We start from the raw sequence: 19320 nt of genomic DNA, 5'->3' as shown, positions 1-19320 counted from the left end.
GTGCTTTTGATCCAGCCGTATTGACAAGCTATGCCCTTAGCATAAAGCGGACACTCACTCGTAGCTCACCCACCGGTCCAATCGATGTTGGCCAAATCATAAGCAAAGTTTTTACTGACACTTCTTCCACTCTTTCACATCCTCGAATGGCTGTAGCTCTTGAAGATGGATATGTGCTTTCAGGCGGAGGAGCCGAAGTACAATATGGGAATGGATTTGGCAACCTCTTGTGGGATTTGGAGCCTTATGTGAATGGCTTCACTGCGGCGTCCAAAGATCACGGTGGTCCTGATGCATGCCCCATTCAAACGTACGCAATGGGCGTCCAACTCGTGCCTATAGGACCTCGTTAATTCACCGTACGCTTGACTTTTCTCCCAAAATCAGGTACAGTATATATATCGTTTGCACAGGGCCACTCCCATGTGGTCCTTTCTTTTTGCCCTCTTCCTCGCCAGCAGAGGCCTCCCGCATTTCTCCAATGAGCTATGTTCGCTCCGATAGCCGGTATTCTCCCGGGCCTGTCGGGTTAACCCACCTCAGCCCATCCTCTTCCTCATCATAATTCTCTCCCGCAGCATACTCCGGATCTTTCAGCCCCAACAAGTCTAGCTCCATGTCCAGCGCTCCCACCTCCCCCCACTCACGCAAGACATGCACCCGCTGCCCTTTCCCCTGCGCCTGGCCGCGCATCTCAATCTTGACCCCAACCCCATACTGCTGAACAAACAACAGCGCGGCCAACACCATCATCTGCACCCGACGAGGCAACGGCAACACCACCGACTCGCTCACTCGCATAGGCTCTTCTCCAAAGCGCGATCGCGCTCTCACCACGTTCTTCTCTTCACAGAGACACCTTCCGCTCCTTCCATCCATTGAAGCCTATCACTCTTCTAAGATACCCGATCTCCTTTTCCTTGGCAACCCTCTTTTATCACGTTCTCTATTTCCATACATTTCTATATATCTATTCAATTCCTCCTTGTGGCTCCCTCCTTTATCATTTCTCCTCACGCCCACACTGGCATGATCCCCCTTCACTCTTCTCCCCCTCTCTCACTTACAACAGCATATCCTTACGAGAGTAGCTGTGGTTCCTTTCCCTCTCACTCGCCTTGGTTCCCTCTCCTCATGGCCCCCTCTTTTTCTCATTCGGAGCCATTTGGTCCCCTTTTCATTTCTCAACAACAAAGATGGGTAGGTAAGAGAATCTGTAGGCGCATGCATCTGCACGCGGTGCCAGCCGCGCCCATTTTGGGCAACAGACGCTTCCAAACTCATGCGATGAGGCCTGAGACGACGCCCCTGAGCGCCAGGCGTGCCGCTCCTTGCGGAGCAACTGCAAGGGGTCTCTGTTCTCTGGAACGGAGAACGCTGGCCCCGGTGGATCAGGTCGCCATCTTGCCAATGGGAGGAGCGTGCTCGCAAAAAACTGGAACTGTCCGGGAATGCCCAGGGAGCGATCAATCCACAACTGAGCGCTCGCCTCATCCAGACCCTGGTTGATGGGTCCGTCTTCTCCCTCCCTACCACTTTAGCATTTTCTGCCAATTGGCTAACCTTACCACCTTAGCGACAACACTGGTCAAGAGCGATTCCTGGCCTTTTGCCAGGTATTGCTCTTTTAGATATACTGTATCTACTCTCCTTAAAGCCCCTGTCTGAATCAAAATCTTTCTTAAATGGCCCCTTTCGTCTACCTGAAAATGGCCCTTTTAACAGGCCCTTTATCTGAGTATACTTCTTGGTGTCAGGAAAAGACAAGAGCACGAACGCTGCATTGCAGATCTGAAAGACCTCACATGAAGGTTCAGTGGTAAAAAATCATCAAGAGAAAAATGGACGTTGACACTACCCGCGGTTGTCGCCTGGGGAGAATGACTCAGGAAGAGGTCATCAGCCAAGAAGCATTACGCCATCCTATCTCCTCCTCCTTTCGCTCTACCAAACAGGAAATCAGCGCAGCCCTTGAGCAGGCCCAACGTGCGGGAGCGCTCAGCGAGACCATCGACACGACCGATGTGGCGACAACGCTCGTCGCCATCGTGCAAGGAGGATAGGTCTTGGCACGAGCGTTACAAGATCCACAGCAGATGGACAAGGCTCTACGCGGTGTCCTGGCTCTGCTCGAGAGCATCGAAGGGAGATACCATCATGCCGACAGAACCATCCTTCACCATGTGTTTTCTTGGAGAGACGGTTTTCCGTTGTACATAAGCGCTGCAACGGATAGCCCTAAAAGCCGCCCTGAAAGGGCCCGGGGCAGATGCTCATTGCTCCTGGCCTCTCCGGGAAACGCACGTATTGCATACACACACTTTTTCATAGCTTGTTCCAACCGATGTGACAGAAGAGGGATCATCTCCATTGCATGATATTTCTTGAGGTTCAAAGCGGGAAAACATCTTTATCACCAGGGATGGGGGTATGTGAAAGGGAGACAGACAGTATGACATTCAATCCACAAAGCAGCGAGTATAGCCCTCTTACATCGCGTGACACGCTCCTCAGCATGCTCGAGACGCTTCTTGATGCGTTATTTTGCATTGATGACGCCGAGACGGAAGAAGGACTCCGTGTCCTGATCGATACCATTCCCCAATTCGTCTGGATGATGCGCCCCGATGGCTCGTGTGAATACTGTAACCAACGCTGGTGTGACTCTACCAATATGACTTCTGAACAAGCTCAAGGGGACGGCTGGCTCCAGGCTATCCACCCCGATGACCAACAGCGTGTCCTGGAGAGGTGGCAGAGTGCCGTCCAGACCGGCAGGCCCTATGAAGCAGAACTGCGCCTGCGCCATGGCACGACCGGAGAGTATCACTGGTTCCTTGCCAGAGGAGTGCCACACAGGGATGATCAGGGGACGATCCTGAAATGGTTTGGGACTGCCACCGACATCGAGGACCAGAAACGAGTCGAGCAACAACTCAAGGAAAGCAAGGAAAGCGAGTAGCACTGGCGGGTACTGGCTGAAACAGTGCCCCAACTCGTGTGGACGACACGACCGGATGGCCATGTTGACTACTGTAATCAGCGCTATTGTGACCTGATGCAGGCCGATTTTGAGCAGATACGGGACTATGGATGGCGTCAATTCCTGCATCCTGAAGATGCGGAGCGTGCGCTCACGCTTCGGCAACATTCGCTGGCAACGGGCGAGATCTTTGAGAACGAACATCGCCTCAAGGATGGGTGGACTGGAGGATATCGCTGGTTTTTAGCTCGCGCCCTGCCAGTGCGCGATGAAGCAGGGCAGATCGTGAAATGGTTTGGCACCTGTACCGACATTGAGGAGCAGAAACGGACGGAACAAAAGCTCAAAGAGAGTGAAGAACGATTTCGTTTGCTGGCTGAAACGGTGCCCCACCTGGTGTGGGTGGCACGACCCGACGGCCAACACGAGTACACAAACCAGCATTGGTGTGACTACACCGGGTTGACGCTTGAGCAGATCCAAGGCTGCCGCTGGGCTCAGCTCCCGTTCTTCCATCCTGATGATCGTGAAGACAGGCAAGCTCGCTGGCAGCATGCCCTGGACATGGGAGCCATATATGAGCACGAAGGGCGGATCAGACATGGCCAGACCGGGGGGTATCGCTGGTTTTTCACTCGCGGGGTGCCAATGCGCGATGAAGCAGGCCAGATCGTCAAGTGGTTTGGCACCTGCACCGACATCACCGAGCGCAAGCGAGCCGAAGCAGAAATCCATGCCCTGGTTGATACGATTCCCCAGTTCGTCTGGATTGCAGCACCCGATGGGTTAATCACCTACAGCAATCACCGCTTGATCAACTATCTGGCGATGACCCTCGAACAGGTCCAAGGGGATGGCTGGCTGGCGGGTCTGCATCCTGATGACCGGCCTCGGACACGGGAGGCGTGGCAGACCTCCATCCAGACCGGCATGCCCTATGAAGTAGAACATCGCGTGCAAGACGGCACCAGCGGAGGGTATCGCTGGTTTCTGGTCCGAGGCGTGCCGCAGCGCAATGCGCAAGGCACGATCCTGCACTGGGTGGGCACCTGCACCGACATTGAGGACCAGAAACAGGCTGAACAGAAAATCAAAGCCAGCGAGGAAAACCTGCGGGTGCTGGCCGAAATGGTGCCACAACTGGTGTGGACGAAACGCCCCGATGGCCAGTTCGCGTACACGAACCAACGGTGGCGTGACTACACCGGATCGACGCTTGAGCAACTACAAAGCGACCAATGGGCTCACCTCCAGTTTCTCCATCCAGATGATCATGAAGGCAACCGAGCGCACTGGCTGCATGCCCTGGACACAGGAGACATGTTTGAGTACGAACAGCGTCTAAGAAATGCTCAGACTGGGGAGTATCGCTGGTTTTTAGTCCGCGCCATGCCCGTGCGTGATGAAGTGGGTCAGATCGTCAAATGGTTTGGCACCAGCACCGATATCGACGAGCAGAAACGAGCGGAGCAGCAGCTCAAAGAAAGCGAGCAGAACTTGCGCGTGCTGGCCGAAACGGTACCGCAACTGGTTTGGACGGCACGACCCGATGGCTTGTCAGACTACTGGAATCAACGGTTTTGTGCGTATACCCATGCCACGCGGGAGCAATTGTATGGCTATGGATGGAGCCAGTTCGTGCACCCGGAGGATTACACGCGCACCCTGGCGGTGCGAGAGCGAGCGTTTCGCACAGGCGTCCCCTATGAGGTCGAACATCGTTTCCGAGAGGGCCAGACAGGCCGCTATCGCTGGTTCTTAGCCCGCGCCATGCCGGTGCGCGATGAAACCGGCCAGATCGTCAAGTGGTTTGGCACCTGCACCGACATCGAGGACCAGAAACGGACTGAGCAGCGGCTCAAAGAAAGCCGGGAGCACTTCCGTGTGCTGGCTGAAATGGTGCCACAGTTGGTGTGGACAGCACGGCCAGATGGCCGTGTTGACTACTGTAATCAGCGCTACTGTGACCTGACGCAGGCCGATTTCGAGCAGATACGGGACTATAGATGGCGTCAATTCCTGCATCCCGAAGATGCCGAGCACACGCTTGCGCTTCGGCAGCAATCCCTTGCCACAGGTGAACTCTTTGAGAACGAACAGCGTCTCAGAGATGGGCGAACTGGAGAGTATCGCTGGTATTTAACCCGTGCGCTCCCAGTCCGCGATGAAGCGGGTCAGATCATCAAGTGGTTCGGCACCAGCACTGATATTGATGACCAGAAACGCATCGAGGAGGCCCTGCGTCAAAGCCAGGAGCGCGCGAATGCCCTGATGAACTCCAACATTATCGGGATCAATATCATCGAAGGTGAGCAGATCGTGGATGCCAACGACACCTATCTGCGCATGACCGGTTATACCCGCGAAGACCTGCGCGCCGGGAACATGAACTGGATGCAGATGACGCCGTCAGAGTATCTGGATCGGACCTTCGAGGCTCATCAGGAACTTGATGCCCAGCAGTCGCTGACGCCCTATGAGAAAGAATACGTGTGTAAAGACGGCAGTCGCCTTCCAGTGGTTGTGGGCGCGGTCCTCTTACAGCATCAGCCACGCCAGGCGATCGCCTTTGTGCTGGATAACTCGGCCCGCAAGGAACTCGAACAACGCAAAGATGACTTTATCAGCATGGCCAGCCATGAACTGAGGAACCCACTTACGGCTCTGAAACTGCACACTACCTTGCTGCACCGGCAACTGACGAAGCAAGGCCTCCAGGCTTCGGCGCTTTCCAGCATGCAAACCCAGATCAACAAACTCACCCGGCTGGTGGAAGACTTGCTGGATGTCTCCAAAATCCAGGCGGGCAGGCTCGAGTATCGGCAGGAATCGGTGGATCTCGATGCCTTGCTGCGGGAGATCGTCGACACCATGCAGCAAACGCATCCCAGCCATACCATCCTGGTGCGGGGAGGCGTGCAGACAACCCTGCTAGGTGATCGCGACCGGCTGGGACAGGTCTTCACCAACCTGCTCAGCAATGCTATCAAGTATGCTCCCGGCGCAGAGACCGTCGAGGTGGATCTCTCCGCTTCCGAAGAGACGGTCACGATCCGAATACGCGATCATGGCCTGGGCATCCCACGCGAGCAGCGCGACAAGATTTTTGACCGCTTCTATCGCGTCACTGATCCCAAGCAGAAAGCAATCCCCGGCCTGGGCATGGGGTTATACATTGTCGCGGAGATTGTGAAACACCATGGGGGAACGATCACCGTCGAAAGCGAACCAGGAAAAGGATCGACCTTTCGGGTGACGCTTCCCCGCAAAAGAACATGAGGAACGCACATGGAGACTTCCCAATACCAGGAATGTAATGAGAGTGTAGTTGTCAAGAGTATTCTCATTGTCGAAGATGATCCCGTTCTTGGGAACCTGCTGCTGGAAACGTTCCAGGAGGAGACGACCTATCAAGGCTATCTTGCGTCAAGTGGCGAGAGCGCACTGAATATGCTCTCAACCATCACGCCTGCATTGTTTCTGTTCGACTACCATCTCCCTGGGATGAATGGGCTGGAACTCGCTGACCACCTGCGTCGCCGAGAAAGGGGGAAGCAGTGCCCCATCCTCCTGATGAGTGCTGATTTGCCACAAGGAAACGGTGCCCTGGATCACCTCAGAACACTACAGAAACCCTTTGACCTGGAGGCACTGTTACAACTGATCGCAGAACTGCTTGCACCATAAGGAGAAATGGTTTTCTAAAATATGGTCCGGAGACTGTCATACTCTCCTGGTATGAGTATGACAGTCTCTGGGGATGCAGAAAACCAGAACAACATACTTGATGCATTCATTTTGTTCTGGTTTTCTGCATCCCCCTTTGAGCACCTGTACACTTCCTATTGTAGTGACAATACCCCCTCTCAATGGTTTGGTAGATGCAAAGGGCTTATTGATGAGTTCGCGACGTTCTTCTGGAGGACACAAGAAATATCACCTTTCGCTTGCTTCCTCCAAAATGCACCGCACACTCCAGTACAAACTCAACTTCACTCCAATGCAAACTCAGCATCACTCCAGTGCAAACTCAGCATCCCTTTGAAAAAGCCCAGGTTTTTCCATCCAGCGCTGAACCATAGACGATGGATGCCACCTGGTAGACCTCCCTGCGCATGCCCCCAATGATCTCAACCGTGCGTCATCCCCACTCCTGCTCTCGTCGCTCTGGTTGAACCGCTGCGGGGTAGCCTTCGACATACTCCGCAATCCAACACAATTTCTGGCCCAGCAAACTCGCACGCAGTTCTTCAACGCTCCGCGTGCAAAACGGCTCCTCAGGAGGAAGACTGAGCGCACGGTGGTACTGCCGCTCGCGCGCCTGGATCGCCTGCAATGTTGTATCTATGATCTCTTGGTGCTTTGGGGTCATCTCAGCTCCTTGCTTCGTCACCTGCTCCAGGCGATTCCTGGCTTCTCTGGAGACGTTCTCTGCTGCCACCTCGTGTTTGCGTGGAACAGACACACGCCCCCTACGCCTCACGCTCGCTTCACAAGCCGTCGCAGACATGTCTTTTCTTGTCTGCGACGTGTCCTATCCACCTTCTACCTATCGTAGGCGCTTCCAGAAAACACATTCTCTTGCGGGCCCTTTGTGTCCGGGGATACCATGCTCATGCTGGTCCACCTCTGGGTAGCGCGAACCTGGCCGGTTTCAACGCCAATATGCCACGCCCGCCAACGTACAGAGAGAAGCCGTTTCTCAACAGCGACGTTGGAGATGTTCCCCCTCTTCACCAAGTGGATGGGTGGAAAGCAGCAGCCTGGCCGAGGTCGTTGGGCGCACCCGGTTCCAGTTCGCTCCAAAAACGTCCTCCATATCGCCCAAAATCAGCAGATCTCGCTCGGTATCTGGGCCAACAACGCTGGCCCACCCACGAATTTCGCAGACCTGATCTGTTTGAATGACGACGTGCCCCTGAACATAGAGATAGCAGTGGTCGGCCTTCAACTGCCGCTGAAACAACTCTACCGCCAGTCTCATCGCCCTCGCCGACATCGGCAAACGAAATTGCACCCGCTCGTCTCTCATCACATCTCCCCAACCTGTAACAATTCGTCCCACCTCATGGTAAAGCGCTGCGATCGACGCGCCTATCGCATAAACCACGTTCGTTGCGTCCCCTGCGACCCAAAGCGCAGCGTCCTGCGGTCCCACTGCTCATTTATCGCGTCCACCAGGTCCATCACCCGCTCCTGCCGCGCATATCCCTCACCCCCTTCATTCTTCTCCCCCTCTCTCACTTACAATAGCATATCCTTAGTGAAAGGAAAACTCTACATGACACGGCCATCTCTGGTCTGCTTCCTGGCGCTAGGACTCCTCTTGCCAACACTCATGTCCAGTATCTACTGGCATGACAGTCTTCATGGGGGCAAGCAACAAGCGCATCGGAGCATGGGCATTCCTGCTCCTCACATCCTGGACCTGGCGCAGGCATTCACGCAAGAAGAACGCACGCAAACCAGGGCCAACAATCCCTATGATTCTCGCCCTTGCGCTGGAAACCCATCACCAACGAACTGCAACGGCGTCCTTCCTGTGATCCCTCACTTCTCTCCGGATAACCGCGATAGTGGCAATGGATTCTGCTTTGACCATCAGCCCCACATTCTGGAGGACCAACAACTCACCAACGCCGCCGGACAACGCATCGGCACCTTGCAGTTGTGGTACTTCACCGGCTGCGAAAGCTATGCCGCCCATCTTCTGGCCAGGCCAGACGCCAATGGGCAACAGCCAACGCTCCAACTCCAGGTGGATCAGTATGATGGCAGCGGTATTCTCAATGGGATTACCCAGCTCTTCTGGCATCTCGGCGATGAAGAGAAGCTGCTCCCTTCAACCACACAAGCCATTGGTCCTCTCCAGGAGCAGGAAATCTGGTCTCCCCTGCTTTTCAGTCCCGATGCCCCTGTCCGGGCATCAGCCATCCTGCACGTCAACCAGCAGACCTCTACCGCCTTCAGTGGCTACTATGCCAACGGCCAACCCACCACCATCAATGGGCAGAACTCCTAAGCACCGCTCGCTCCTGCGTGTTCCTGCTCATCACACAGGAGCGAGCCACGTACATGCGCCAACCAGCCCAACCAGCACGCCAGAAAGGTCAGGCACCGAAACACACGATGAATGAACATCCAACACGTACCCGCGCCGCTGGAGAGCGCACCACGCCCATAGAATACACACATACACACCTTCCAGTGTCCCAAAACATACACCCCGCGAAAGGAGCATAGAGTACATGAAGAAACGATTCCTGCCTGGACTCCTGGCACTCGTCCTCCTCCTCCAAATACTTATCCTGGGGATAGGCTGGTCGACCATGAACACCATGGCAAACCAGAATGCCCACCCGCGCGCGAAGACAAGCCAGGACACACACCCACGCGCGACCACTCCTCCCCCCGCTCCCACAAGCACCATGGACGCGGCGAACGCCTTCGCCCATGCAGGCCATACCCACCAAGGGGCAACTACTCCCCAGAGCTATGACTCCCGTCCTTGTGCCCAGCACCCATCACCTACAACCTGCAACGGCGTCCTTCCACTCCGCCCTCACACCCCGCTAGAGAGCCGAGAGCATGGCAGTGGCTCTTGCTTCGATCAGCAAATTACCATCATGGAGGACCAACAAATTTCGAACTCAGCAGGACACACGATCGCCGACTTCCAATTGTGGTTCTTCATCGGCTGCAAAAGCTATGCCGCCCATCTGATTGCAGCACCAGATCAACCACCACCAACTATCCAACTCCAGGTGCAACAATATGACGCAGCAACAGCAGGAAGAGGGCAAGCCTGGCGCAGCGCAAACATGGGAAAAACATGAAAAAAACAGAACCAGATCTCCATCCACACCAAACAGCGCACGCTTTGGCTGCCACCGCCAGGCCATATCGAGGCCATCATCATCCCAAAAAGGAACAGGCGTCAAGAGAGCCTGTCACACACCCAAACGTGCTTTCTCCTGTCACGACATATGGGACAATTGAAGAAGGATCATCGAGAACGTGTGAGATACTCATCATCGTAGGCTTCCCGAGGGCGTGTCAGCAACCGCATATATTGAGGCTATGGATCTATTTCCTGCAGCATCTCGAGGATCACTCCATCAAGATTGGCACGCGCTGTCCATCTCCGGACCAGGCTTGCCCCATTGCGCGAAGAGTACGGGGAGCAGCTCCAGCTCCTGGGCGTCATGGACGGCACGCGCGACACCGAGCGCCACCTTCACCATCAGGCAGGACCATCTCAGGCGCTTTTCCGAGTGGTTCCGGCCAGGGCCAGAGTTCCTCGCCTGTATCGAGCACCATGCGCGCCCTCTCCCCTTCCCCACATCAGAACGCAGGCCACTTCCGGCCCATACCTATGAGAAACAACAGCGTGCCCGCCGCCTGTACGACGCGCACCCCAATGGACTCACAGACAGCGAACTCGCAGGCCTGCTCCAGGTCTCACGAATGACCGCCAATCGTTATCGCCATCACCTTCAGGCCGTGAAAGTTCAACCAGGGCGCTACCGCCTGGTTCCTCATCCGGAGGAGAGAGCAGAAGCCCTCGCTCTCCTCCAGGTCGCCATCTCCACCTCTCTCATTCATCCCCAGACCATTCTCCACACCCTCTCACCTGCCAATGCCTGACGATCTCCCTCACCGTTATCGCAAGGAACGCAACCATTCCCCAAAAATGCACCAAAACAGGGGTGTAACACACCCTTTTCGTGCTCACAACACGCAATTTTGTGCAATCGTAATTTGGCACGACGTTGGAGGAAAAACACGGGAGCAGCACACGTGGAGGGCAGGAGGAGAGCAGGCGCTGCGTAGAACAAACATGGGAAAAACATGGGAAAAAGAAAACCACCATCCATCGTCCTGGCGCCTCCCAGGCCAACACACGCTCCTTCATGCTGGCAGCGGCAGGGACAAGCCTCGAGAACGATCCTCAATTGATGCCAGTGCAGAGAGCATTGCTGGGCGCGCCGGTAGCAACGGCGAACGTGTGGGATCGTTTTGGAGCACAAGACCGGCGCGCCCGTGTCTCTTTCGCGTGTCTCTGGCCCTGGGCCAGGCTCGGCCGCGGCCACACACGATCCAAGAGGGAAGACACCTGGAGCAACCATCAGGGCCTGGGCAAGAGAACAGGCCCTGCCTCGCTTCTTGCAGACAGACGTGATACCACTGAATAGGAGATTTTTGCGATAGCTCTCCTCGTGGGTATTCTATGCCAGAGCGAACATCCTCGTAAAGAGCCATCAATCTCTTCTGAGGCTTGACACACCACTCGGCATGGTATCAGGACAAAATTGCGATTGCAAGAATATGAGCATGTTCACGCTCACTCTGGGGGCCACTGCCCTCTTTTCCCTGTCACCCTTTCATTCTTCTCGCCTCTCACTCCCCTCCTCCCCATCTCCACCACCCTCTCTTCTGCACTCCCACACTCTCACCAGGCACCCGGGCATAGACCACATCCAAAGCACCCGCCATCTCCACCTTGTCAGAAATGGCAAGGTGGTGCACGTATCGGCTGCCTTCTAGGACGAGAGAGCCAGGGCACATACCAGCCTTTCCTCTTGGCAAGAACTCCATCAATTCCACTCCTCGCTCACATCAAGATTCCTCCCCTATCGGGCGTGGTCGCAGTCACTCGTCTCTGTCTTCTTTCCAGACAGAGACACTACGGCCATATCCTCATTCAAACTTTTCGATCTTGTTTCGTCTGAGAATGTTCTGTAGGCTGGTATAGCTCACGCCAGGAATATTTTGCGCATCTTTCAATGTATACGCCGGCTTGCCTTGGATCATGGTTGGTTCAACTGTCGTCATATTGCCTCCACTTCTACAATGTTTACACCTAGTGTACGTAATTGTGAGAGCTTTGCACAGGTCGTTGTACCTGGACATAATTCCTGGCCAAATGAGTGACATGTATAAATGGCCGCAGAGATGCTCAAGCTAGATCTCGCCTTGATTTATGTTGTTGAACTTCCTTTGTTCTGAGACACGTATCCTGGCCACGAGTTCTCTGCGCTTTTTTGTCACTCGATCCTCAAAGTCCTTCCTCACTGAGCGAGGACTGGAGGTCAGTATATGCGTCATTTTGGCCATCGGTCTGCCGCTCTCCGCATGAGAACAGACGCGAACGTTGGCCTGTGCGGGGGTATCTGACGATTGTGACCCCTATCCTGGCCAATTCTGGCCTGTGTACCTGAATCGAGAGCACCCTTTGTTCGCCTGAGCCAGAGAACAGGCAGGCTGTACTTTGAGGCGTTTTATGTGTCGTGGATGAGCGCATGAAAGAAGTATTACAGGAAATAAGGAGGACAAGATTTGCGTCACAAGGCCTATTTTGCGGCCAAGAAGTATGTCCAGTTACAGTCGTATCGGAGCGCTTGCGTCCCGACAGAACCATCACAACGTTACCAAGCTGTACGAAGAAATGGTTACACGAAAAAGCCAGAGCAAGCGAGTGCTTACCTTGATGAAAATAGTTCCTTCGTCCCGCCTTGAAAGCTCTCTTGCTTCGGCTCTTGGACAACAAGAAGGTCACAATGGGCCTCTAGAAAGGGGAGGTGCATTTGCTCAGGATGGATGAGTTGGTTGACCTCCCAACAAGAGAAGCGGGATGGCTCCATGGCGTCTACAACGGGGCATATTGAGCACAGCAATCATCAATGGAAACGAGCGCAAGAAGAGTGATCCGCTTGCCCCCAGAAAAAAGCGCTCTGAGAAAAAAAGAGTGAGTCACAAGGACTCACTCTTTCACCTCAAACATGGATCACACCCTCCATAGGTGCGGGGTTTGATCTGTAGTATAAAACACTTCAAAACACTTGTATAGCGCACCAACATCAATCAAGCGTCTCCAGCACATCCCTTCCACCAATGCCCATAGAGCCTGGCTTGTTCAACCTCTCCCCTCTTGAAACTTGCTCATTCATGCACTATAGTCTCTTTATGCATAGCAAATGCCATATATGCCCTTCCTTGTAGAGCAAAAGAGAGAGAGGCACACCGTGAGTGAAGGAGAGCCAAACCTTGCAGAGAGGGAACCCACAGAACAGGAACGCGCCGAAGGAGCCATTGGTCCACAGGTCAACTTCCGTCCGAGGAAAGAGGATAAACTTCGTTTATGGCGACTCATGGAGCGAACTGGCCTGGAAATCACCGAAGTCATACGTTTCTCGCTCACACAGACCGAGCGGCACTCCCCTGTGACGCGCCCTTCAGCCCAAATTGACCCTCAACGCATGCAGTACCTCGTTGGCTTCATCGGCATCCTGCGCCCCTTTTGCCAGGCAGCCTTGCGCAGTATGAGTGAGCAGCAGGTGAGCCTCGCTGAACAGCGCCTGCGGGCGCTCCCTTCACACCTGGAGCACCATTCCGTTGCCCAGCGCCTAGAAGAGGGGAAACGCTCTCACCCACCACATAGCGCACTGGCCACTCCCCCCTCCTCCTGGCCCAGCCCGATCCAAAGCACTATGTGCAAAGGATTATCGCCAGCCTTGGATACTATGAGGACAAGTACCGACGTCTCATTGAAACATAAGAGGCAGGGCGAGAGAAGGCATTCAGGAAGAAGCATCTTCAGCTTCTCTCGAGGGTGCCCAACCCTCTCCAACAGAAAACAGAAGGCCGCTGCGCATGGTGCCCCGCAGCGGCCTTCCTGTTACCAAAGTCAAATACATCTATATAAACGCATAAAAGCGCTAAAAGTAATTCGATCTTTACGAGCATCCCTCTCAGGAATACACAAGCCTCGTGCCTCCCCTACCAACCACATCTCGCCTGCAACTCTCCCCTGGCGACATGCAATTCTATACGATATCGTACGCTTTCATGCACAACAAGCACCCTCTCCCCCTGGTACGACCTTGCTCTCCGCTGCCTCGTCTTGCTCATCCTCATCAGCCTTCTCGTGCCCAAACAAGAATGCTGTATACTCAATAAGAGGTGGATGACACACATCCTCTGACCACGCTCATACACACGCTGGGAGACACGAATGACCATGGACAAAACACCTTGCACATGCAGCTCCCCGATGGCCGCTCCATCGACTTAACCCCAGAGCAGGCCCTGGATTTCGTTACCTGGCTCGCTCCCCATATGCCCGATCTGCCAGAGACACTCGCGACCTGGCTCGCGCAGCAGTCCCCCCCCTCCCCCGACCCCGACCTCCCACCGCTTGAGCCCTATTGCGTCGTCGAATGCTCTCCTCTCGACGGATGCTTTCATATTGTGGACTTTGGCCTCGATCTCCCCTGATGACGACCGCCCTCTCATCAACCATAGCTGTGTTGGTCACGCGTGCTATGACAATGGCAGAAGCGTGTGTTGGTCGGGGAGCGACACACGATCCCCCTTCACCGTTCCTTATAAGAGACTGATCATGTTCCTTGGAGAGCAGATCGCCTGGTTGCTGTCATTCAGGCATGTGTACTCCTCATGAGGACCAACCAGAGGAGATCAAACCCATCATGGGTGGAGGTGATATGAAAAAAGAGATACGCTTTCTCCTTCCAGAGCATACCGCTCAGGTCCAAGCGCTCGGATTCGCGTGTGGGCTAACGGCCGGCATGGCAATGCCACACTACCCACCAGACACGCTTCCCCCAATCGCCCCAATCCAGGCGCTGAGTCCAATCGCAACGAATGATCCTGCGCTGTTTCGCCGCTTGTTTCGAGAGGGACACGAACCAGGCCTTTTCTTTGGCAGACAAGCCTCGCAGGAACTCGCCCACGTCCTTGCTCCATTGCCTGAAGGCCTCTGGTTCCCTATCTGCATGTACTTTGCGGAGGAACACATGCAAATACCAAAGGAGGAGAAACAGACGGCACTGATCGATCTCCGGATACAGCAAGGGGTCAAAGCATTTCACACCATCTACCACAAGCACCTGGCCTGACGCCCTGGTAGTGTTGCATCATTTTTAAGCCCATCAAAATGATGCATATTCGAAAATCGTCTTAGGGTAAAACAAGCAAAAGATGTACCTCTTTCTCCTGAAAACGCTTCTGTTGCTGCTGTCCTACGCTTTGTTTTGATGGGCTCAAAAATTTTTGCAACACTACCCTTTCATGCATGTGAGATCTCTTTCTTTGTCCTTGCGATCTTCACCATGCGACCGCTTCCCCCGACTACTGCAATATAGCTCACAAAGGCTAGTAGACTAATACAGACACTACTCGGATATCCTGTGTAGAAACCGATGGCAATGCCGATCCAAGTGAAAGCGATGGCGAGGACAGCGGCAAATCCAAGGGCCGCAAAGGGGCGGCTGACAACCTGATATGCAATGGCTGCCGGCAAAAGCAACAGCGCAAATACCAGTAATGCTCCCACGGCCAGGGTTGCTTCACTCACCGTGATGGCCAGGAGCACCATAAACCCCAGACCAAGCGCACGTACTGGTACCCCATGAGCAGCTGCGACATCAGGGTCGAGGGATGCAAAGAGTAAGGGGCGTGCAAGCAGCAAGAGGACAACTATTACCCCACCACTCACAAGTGCTATCGTTCGCAGTTGATCTGCTGATACCCCCAGAATATTCCCAAAGAGCACCGTGACCCCTGAAAAGCCCGTTCCTGTTCCGCTCACATGCGCGGTAAACAAGCTCAAAAAGAAGACGCCTAATCCAAGCACCCAGGCCAGAACCGTTCCAATCGCCACATCCCGCGCCCGCAAGCGCTCACCAAATCCACCCATCGCGAGCGCCACGACAACGGTGGTGATCATCAGGCTGAGGAAAGGGTTGATACCCAAGGCCGCACCACCCAGCGCTCCAGTAAAAGCAACATCCGAAAGCGATTCACCAGCGAAGGCCTGGTGGCGCAGGACGACAAAATAGCCAACCAGCCCGGCAACGATACTCAAAAGCGTTCCGGCAAGGAGGGCCTGGCGCATAAAGTCGTAGCTCAGCATCACCTGGAGATCCTGCCAGAGATTGAGGGTGAATGGGGGCAGTGCTGTTGCAGTGATGACGTTCATATGATCCCCCCTTCTCGTGAATGGATACGTCGGCGTAGAAGAGCCGTTTGGATGAAGCGCATGCCACGGACCAGGACATAGGTGACAAAGGCCAAAGTGGTGATAAAAAAGCCAACTGGATAGGGAGTGGCGTAGCCAATGGCGAGTCCGACCCAGGTAAAGAGCAGTGCTAAGGTGATCGCGACGAGCACAGCCACACCAGGGCGAGTCGTGACATATTGCGCAATCGCTGCTGGCGTGACCAGGAGGGCAAAGATGAGCAACACCCCAACGACCTGTACGGCGACGGCCACCTCCAGTGCCAGCAGCACAAGGAAGCCAAGGGAGAGGATACGCACTGGTACTCGGTGCGCCGCCGCTACATTGGGATCAAGGGAGGCAAAAAAGAGGGGGCGTGCGATACAGAACATAATGACGAGCAAAAGGAGCGTTGAGCAGGCAATGATGGTCAGATCAGTGTCGCTAATGCCGAGCACATTGCCAAAGAGGACCGTGTAGACGCTGCCTGCGTACTCGGCTGTGGAGAGGTGAATAAAGAGAAAGCCCAGCGCCAGCGAGGCGGTAAAAACGGCCCCGACCGCGATATCGCTCTGGCGGTTCTGGCGAGCCGCACTATTTAACGTCTGGATGCCCACCGCTGCGAGCAGGCCCGCGAGAAAGAGGCCGATGACGGGCGCGATCCCAAAGAGAGCGGCCCCCGTCGCTCCGGCAAAGCCGACGTTCGCCAGGCTATGTCCCGCGAAGCTCTGGTCGCGCAAGACCATAAAATAGCCCATCACTCCTGCCACCACGGCGACAAGCGTCCCCGCGAGATAGGCGTTTTGCATAAAGTGATAGTGCAAAAGGAGCTGGAGGTCTGCGATGAGGTCCCAGGAGAAGGGATTGGCATCAGCGAAGACGATGTGCATGATAGCTGACCTCCTCTTCGGGCTGCCCAACCACGACAATGCGCCCATCGCTGGCACGCAGAACCTCAATAGGCGTATTGTAGAGGCGCGAAAGTGTCTCCGTCGTGATCACCTCTTCTGGCCTCCCGACAGCAATCTGCCCATGCGCGACATACACCACGCGATCAACCGCCGAGAGGATGGGATTGACATCATGCGCGACAAGGAGTACTGTGGCCCCCGTTTCCCGGCTGATCTGGCGGATCACGCCCGCCACACCTTGCTGGTTGCGCAGATCCAGGCTGTCGAGAGGCTCGTCCAAGGCCAGGATACGCGGACGCTTGACCAGCGCCTGTGCGATCAGCAAGCGCTGCTGCTCTCCGCCGGAGAGCTCACCAATGGGCCGATCAGCGTACGCGCTTGCGCCAACAAGCTCAATGGCCTCCTGCACGCGTGCCGCAACTTCCCGTGCTTTACGGCGCTGAAGCAGCGGCAGGGGTAATCCCCAGTGGGCGCCGTCCAGCCCGAGGTGCACAATACTGCGCCCGCGCACACGCACATCGGCCTCAAAATGCCGCCGCTGGGGGACATAACCGATGACGGTATTTCCTCGTTGCGCGGGACGCCCAAGGACCGTGATGCTTCCAGCAGCGAGCGGAAGCAGCCCGAGGATGGCTTTGAGCAGCGTCGACTTGCCTGCGCCATTGGGACCCAGGATCGCCAGAAACTCGCCTGGCTGAACGCTCAGGTGTACCTGCTGCCAGATAGTACGCCCGCCCAGCATGACCGCCGCTTCTTCCACCTGGATAATGGGGGAAAGCGCGGTAGAGGTGGGAACAGGCAGAGGAGAAGAGGATATATCATGCATGCTGTGGTTCCCTCCATTGGCACGGCAAGCCCAGACTTGCCGTGCCAATGCGTTATTTGCCCGTCGCTTGGGCGAGGGCGGTTTCGATGCCTTGGAGTTGCGCTGACTGCCATTCCTCAAACGAGGCGTTCGCCGGGGTCAGTGTCTCAGTGATGGTGGCGACAGGAATGTTGTTGGCCTTCGCAAGGTTGATCAGGGCCTGGATATTATTGGGCGTATTCTGCGAGTTGTAGATCAGGACTTTGATCTGTTTCTGCTTGATCTGCTGCTCGACGGTCGCCTGGTCAGCGGCTGCGATATCTTGTCCCTCAGAAACGGCCTTGAGGTAGGAATATGGCGTGACCAGCTTCAATCCCAGGGCGGGCGCTAGGTAGGAGAAGATGCTCTCTGTCGCCCCGACCGGTGTATCGCTATACTTTGCTTTGATGTCTGCGATCAGCGTATGATACTGCTTCAACCCGTTCGTGAGAAAAGCCTGATCCGACTGATCAAAGGCAGTGGCATCGCCCGGATCGAGCGTCTTGAGGTCGTCGCGAATCTTATTCGTCACGGCTGTCACATAATCGGGGTTGTACCACATGTGGGGATTATCACCCTCGTGCTTGCCATTGAAGTCGCCCACATTCAATTCTTTGCGCCCACTTGCCGGATTGGCCTTCAACAGCTTGTCCATCCAGGGATCATAGCCCGCACCATTGAAGATGACATACTGCGCATCAGCCACCACTCTGGCATTGGCGGTGGTTGGTTCATAGCTATGAGGATCGGCATTGGGATCGACGATCAGGCTGGTAACATGGACATGACTCCCGCCAACCTGGGAGGCGATACTACCCCAGAAGTTCTCGGCGGCCACCACTTCAATCGTCTTTCCACCACTGCCACTTCCGGTAGACGAGCCCTGAGCATTGCTCCCGCCACAGGCCGCAAGGACCAGCAGGAAAAATAGACTGATGAGTGCAGACGGAAGCGCTGCACGACGTGAGAGCGACATAGATCCTCCTTGAAGAAATTTAAAAATATGCACCAGAAACAACACGTAAGCAAGAGCAGTTGACGGTTTGTAAAGATGTCTTCTCATCATTTAGCCATGAGAAGTCGCTCCAACAAGTATGTTCAGGTGTTCTATACGCTATTTTGCTATCGATACTTCATATCAATATATCATTACAGTACCATTTACTGAGATGCCGTGTCAATACTTGTTGAGACAAAATCTCAGCAAAAAGTATTGACCAGGCAAAAATGCGTCTGCAAACAGAAAAGGGGGCAGCTAGTCATGTGTATGAGGATGCTGGTAAATTAACTGAAGGGTGGACCGATTTGGCACTGAAGGATGGGAATTTGATCTGAATCATGGGAAGCGGTGGTTTGTCTCCAGGCAAGGCCGCTCCCCATCTGGCTTCTTCCCTCGATACCTTGTAAATTGCCATTCCCCATCGTCCCCTCAAAGGGGACGAGCGCCCTGGCTCGGGTACTGTGGCGCTTGTTGTGATTGGGAATCATTCCATGGTGTTGTTTGTCGAAATAATTCGGTCGGAAAACGCGGGTTCCGGCGTGAGCACTAGGCGCAGCGCGATCT

At 54.9% G+C, this 19320-nt stretch carries 21 protein-coding genes; 11 read left to right on the top strand and 10 right to left on the bottom strand.

The window, feature by feature from the left end:
- Nucleotides 1-486: 486 nt before the first annotated feature.
- A complete protein-coding gene (locus tag JMJ04_RS44820) occupies nucleotides 487-837 on the bottom strand; it encodes a hypothetical protein (protein WP_236039166.1) in 351 nt (116 codons plus the stop codon).
- Between the two features lie 484 nt (nucleotides 838-1321).
- Here JMJ04_RS44820 and JMJ04_RS44815 point away from each other — a divergent pair, with 484 nt between their 5' ends.
- The 5 genes from JMJ04_RS44815 to JMJ04_RS44800 all read left to right on the top strand — a co-directional run bounded on the left by JMJ04_RS44815 (nucleotide 1322) and on the right by JMJ04_RS44800 (nucleotide 6670).
- The gene (locus JMJ04_RS44815; RefSeq protein ID WP_201376832.1) at nucleotides 1322-1576 is read left to right on the top strand and encodes a hypothetical protein; all 255 of its coding nucleotides are present in this window, start codon (nucleotides 1322-1324) and stop codon (nucleotides 1574-1576) included.
- Nucleotides 1577-1841: 265 nt separating this feature from the next.
- Nucleotides 1842-2063 carry a TetR family transcriptional regulator C-terminal domain-containing protein gene (locus tag JMJ04_RS44810; RefSeq protein ID WP_201376831.1) on the top strand — a complete coding sequence of 74 codons (222 nt, stop codon included), beginning with the start codon at nucleotides 1842-1844 and terminating at the stop codon, nucleotides 2061-2063.
- Between the two features lie 389 nt (nucleotides 2064-2452).
- Complete coding sequence (locus tag JMJ04_RS47800) at nucleotides 2453-2962, top strand: PAS domain-containing protein (RefSeq protein ID WP_236039165.1); 510 nt, start codon at nucleotides 2453-2455, stop codon at nucleotides 2960-2962.
- A gap of 36 nt (nucleotides 2963-2998) precedes the next feature.
- Nucleotides 2999-6262, top strand: coding sequence for a PAS domain-containing sensor histidine kinase (locus JMJ04_RS44805; RefSeq protein ID WP_420799600.1), 3264 nt, complete (start codon nucleotides 2999-3001; stop codon nucleotides 6260-6262).
- Nucleotides 6263-6271: 9 nt separating this feature from the next.
- Nucleotides 6272-6670, top strand: coding sequence for a response regulator (locus tag JMJ04_RS44800; RefSeq protein WP_201376830.1), 399 nt, complete (start codon nucleotides 6272-6274; stop codon nucleotides 6668-6670).
- 454 nt (nucleotides 6671-7124) lie between these two features.
- On the opposite strand, the gene JMJ04_RS44795 is transcribed toward JMJ04_RS44800, so the two are convergent.
- From JMJ04_RS44795 to JMJ04_RS44785, 3 genes are all read right to left on the bottom strand, one after another.
- Nucleotides 7125-7448, bottom strand: coding sequence for a hypothetical protein (locus tag JMJ04_RS44795; RefSeq protein ID WP_201376829.1), 324 nt, complete (start codon nucleotides 7446-7448; stop codon nucleotides 7125-7127).
- 237 nt (nucleotides 7449-7685) lie between these two features.
- A complete protein-coding gene (locus JMJ04_RS44790) occupies nucleotides 7686-8015 on the bottom strand; it encodes a hypothetical protein (RefSeq protein ID WP_201376828.1) in 330 nt (109 codons plus the stop codon).
- Nucleotides 8016-8077: 62 nt separating this feature from the next.
- Nucleotides 8078-8227 carry a DUF4113 domain-containing protein gene (locus JMJ04_RS44785; RefSeq protein ID WP_201376827.1) on the bottom strand — a complete coding sequence of 50 codons (150 nt, stop codon included), beginning with the start codon at nucleotides 8225-8227 and terminating at the stop codon, nucleotides 8078-8080.
- A gap of 37 nt (nucleotides 8228-8264) precedes the next feature.
- Between JMJ04_RS44785 and JMJ04_RS44780 the strand changes: the two genes are divergently transcribed.
- Nucleotides 8265-9005 carry a hypothetical protein gene (locus JMJ04_RS44780; protein WP_201376826.1) on the top strand — a complete coding sequence of 247 codons (741 nt, stop codon included), beginning with the start codon at nucleotides 8265-8267 and terminating at the stop codon, nucleotides 9003-9005.
- On the opposite strand, the gene JMJ04_RS44775 is transcribed toward JMJ04_RS44780, so the two are convergent.
- On the bottom strand, nucleotides 9002-9178 hold the full coding sequence (locus tag JMJ04_RS44775; protein ID WP_201376825.1) for a hypothetical protein: 177 nt from the start codon (nucleotides 9176-9178) through the stop codon (nucleotides 9002-9004). The two genes, JMJ04_RS44780 and JMJ04_RS44775, sit on opposite strands and share 4 nt — an antisense overlap.
- 53 nt (nucleotides 9179-9231) lie before the next feature.
- Here JMJ04_RS44775 and JMJ04_RS44770 point away from each other — a divergent pair, with 53 nt between their 5' ends.
- From JMJ04_RS44770 to JMJ04_RS44760, 3 genes are all read left to right on the top strand, one after another.
- Nucleotides 9232-9819, top strand: a complete 588-nt coding sequence (locus tag JMJ04_RS44770; RefSeq protein ID WP_201376824.1) for a hypothetical protein — start codon at nucleotides 9232-9234, stop codon at nucleotides 9817-9819.
- A 217-nt stretch (nucleotides 9820-10036) separates the two neighbouring features.
- Nucleotides 10037-10630, top strand: coding sequence for a helix-turn-helix domain-containing protein (locus JMJ04_RS44765; protein WP_201376823.1), 594 nt, complete (start codon nucleotides 10037-10039; stop codon nucleotides 10628-10630).
- Between the two features lie 125 nt (nucleotides 10631-10755).
- Nucleotides 10756-11178, top strand: a complete 423-nt coding sequence (locus tag JMJ04_RS44760) for a hypothetical protein (RefSeq protein WP_201376822.1) — start codon at nucleotides 10756-10758, stop codon at nucleotides 11176-11178.
- 505 nt (nucleotides 11179-11683) lie between these two features.
- On the opposite strand, the gene JMJ04_RS48355 is transcribed toward JMJ04_RS44760, so the two are convergent.
- Complete coding sequence (locus JMJ04_RS48355) at nucleotides 11684-11818, bottom strand: hypothetical protein (protein WP_268887448.1); 135 nt, start codon at nucleotides 11816-11818, stop codon at nucleotides 11684-11686.
- Nucleotides 11819-13945: 2127 nt separating this feature from the next.
- Between JMJ04_RS48355 and JMJ04_RS44755 the strand changes: the two genes are divergently transcribed.
- Both JMJ04_RS44755 and JMJ04_RS44750 read left to right on the top strand, forming a co-directional pair.
- On the top strand, nucleotides 13946-14260 hold the full coding sequence (locus JMJ04_RS44755; RefSeq protein WP_236039164.1) for a hypothetical protein: 315 nt from the start codon (nucleotides 13946-13948) through the stop codon (nucleotides 14258-14260).
- A 227-nt stretch (nucleotides 14261-14487) separates the two neighbouring features.
- Nucleotides 14488-14901 carry a hypothetical protein gene (locus JMJ04_RS44750; protein WP_201376821.1) on the top strand — a complete coding sequence of 138 codons (414 nt, stop codon included), beginning with the start codon at nucleotides 14488-14490 and terminating at the stop codon, nucleotides 14899-14901.
- Nucleotides 14902-15071: 170 nt separating this feature from the next.
- Here the strand turns inward: JMJ04_RS44750 and JMJ04_RS44745 are convergent, their stop codons facing one another.
- The 4 genes from JMJ04_RS44745 to JMJ04_RS44730 are packed head-to-tail and all read right to left on the bottom strand — an operon-like array spanning nucleotide 15072 to nucleotide 18732.
- Complete coding sequence (locus JMJ04_RS44745; RefSeq protein ID WP_201376820.1) at nucleotides 15072-15983, bottom strand: metal ABC transporter permease; 912 nt, start codon at nucleotides 15981-15983, stop codon at nucleotides 15072-15074.
- Complete coding sequence (locus JMJ04_RS44740; RefSeq protein ID WP_007917810.1) at nucleotides 15980-16891, bottom strand: metal ABC transporter permease; 912 nt, start codon at nucleotides 16889-16891, stop codon at nucleotides 15980-15982. Before JMJ04_RS44740 ends, JMJ04_RS44745 begins: the two co-directional genes overlap by 4 nt.
- On the bottom strand, nucleotides 16872-17738 hold the full coding sequence (locus JMJ04_RS44735) for an ABC transporter ATP-binding protein (RefSeq protein ID WP_201376819.1): 867 nt from the start codon (nucleotides 17736-17738) through the stop codon (nucleotides 16872-16874). The genes JMJ04_RS44740 and JMJ04_RS44735 overlap by 20 nt, the downstream gene beginning before the upstream one ends.
- 52 nt (nucleotides 17739-17790) lie before the next feature.
- Nucleotides 17791-18732: a metal ABC transporter solute-binding protein, Zn/Mn family gene (locus tag JMJ04_RS44730; RefSeq protein ID WP_201376818.1), complete on the bottom strand. Its 942-nt coding sequence runs from the start codon at nucleotides 18730-18732 to the stop codon at nucleotides 17791-17793.
- Between the last annotated feature and the right edge of the window lie 588 nt (nucleotides 18733-19320).

The sequence above is a fragment of the Ktedonobacter robiniae genome (genome assembly GCF_016587375.1).
In the GTDB taxonomy this organism is placed as follows: domain Bacteria; phylum Chloroflexota; class Ktedonobacteria; order Ktedonobacterales; family Ktedonobacteraceae; genus Ktedonobacter; species Ktedonobacter robiniae.
This window is presented reverse-complemented; position numbering and strand designations above follow the sequence as displayed.

Bases quoted from the DNA above. Each gene is read 5' to 3' on its own strand.
- JMJ04_RS44810 (WP_201376831.1), top strand. From the start codon at position 1,842: ATGGACGTTGACACTACCCGCGGTTGTCGCCTGGGGAGAATGACTCAG.
- JMJ04_RS47800 (WP_236039165.1), top strand. From the start codon at position 2,453: ATGACATTCAATCCACAAAGCAGCGAGTATAGCCCTCTTACATCGCGT.
- JMJ04_RS44800 (WP_201376830.1), top strand. From the start codon at position 6,272: ATGGAGACTTCCCAATACCAGGAATGTAATGAGAGTGTAGTTGTCAAG.
- JMJ04_RS44790 (WP_201376828.1), bottom strand. From the start codon at position 8,015: ATGAGAGACGAGCGGGTGCAATTTCGTTTGCCGATGTCGGCGAGGGCG.
- JMJ04_RS44780 (WP_201376826.1), top strand. From the start codon at position 8,265: ATGACACGGCCATCTCTGGTCTGCTTCCTGGCGCTAGGACTCCTCTTG.
- JMJ04_RS44775 (WP_201376825.1), bottom strand. From the start codon at position 9,178: ATGTGTGTATTCTATGGGCGTGGTGCGCTCTCCAGCGGCGCGGGTACG.
- JMJ04_RS44770 (WP_201376824.1), top strand. From the start codon at position 9,232: ATGAAGAAACGATTCCTGCCTGGACTCCTGGCACTCGTCCTCCTCCTC.
- JMJ04_RS48355 (WP_268887448.1), bottom strand. From the start codon at position 11,818: ATGACGACAGTTGAACCAACCATGATCCAAGGCAAGCCGGCGTATACA.
- JMJ04_RS44750 (WP_201376821.1), top strand. From the start codon at position 14,488: ATGAAAAAAGAGATACGCTTTCTCCTTCCAGAGCATACCGCTCAGGTC.
- JMJ04_RS44745 (WP_201376820.1), bottom strand. From the start codon at position 15,983: ATGAACGTCATCACTGCAACAGCACTGCCCCCATTCACCCTCAATCTC.
- JMJ04_RS44740 (WP_007917810.1), bottom strand. From the start codon at position 16,891: ATGCACATCGTCTTCGCTGATGCCAATCCCTTCTCCTGGGACCTCATC.
- JMJ04_RS44735 (WP_201376819.1), bottom strand. From the start codon at position 17,738: ATGCATGATATATCCTCTTCTCCTCTGCCTGTTCCCACCTCTACCGCG.
- JMJ04_RS44730 (WP_201376818.1), bottom strand. From the start codon at position 18,732: ATGTCGCTCTCACGTCGTGCAGCGCTTCCGTCTGCACTCATCAGTCTA.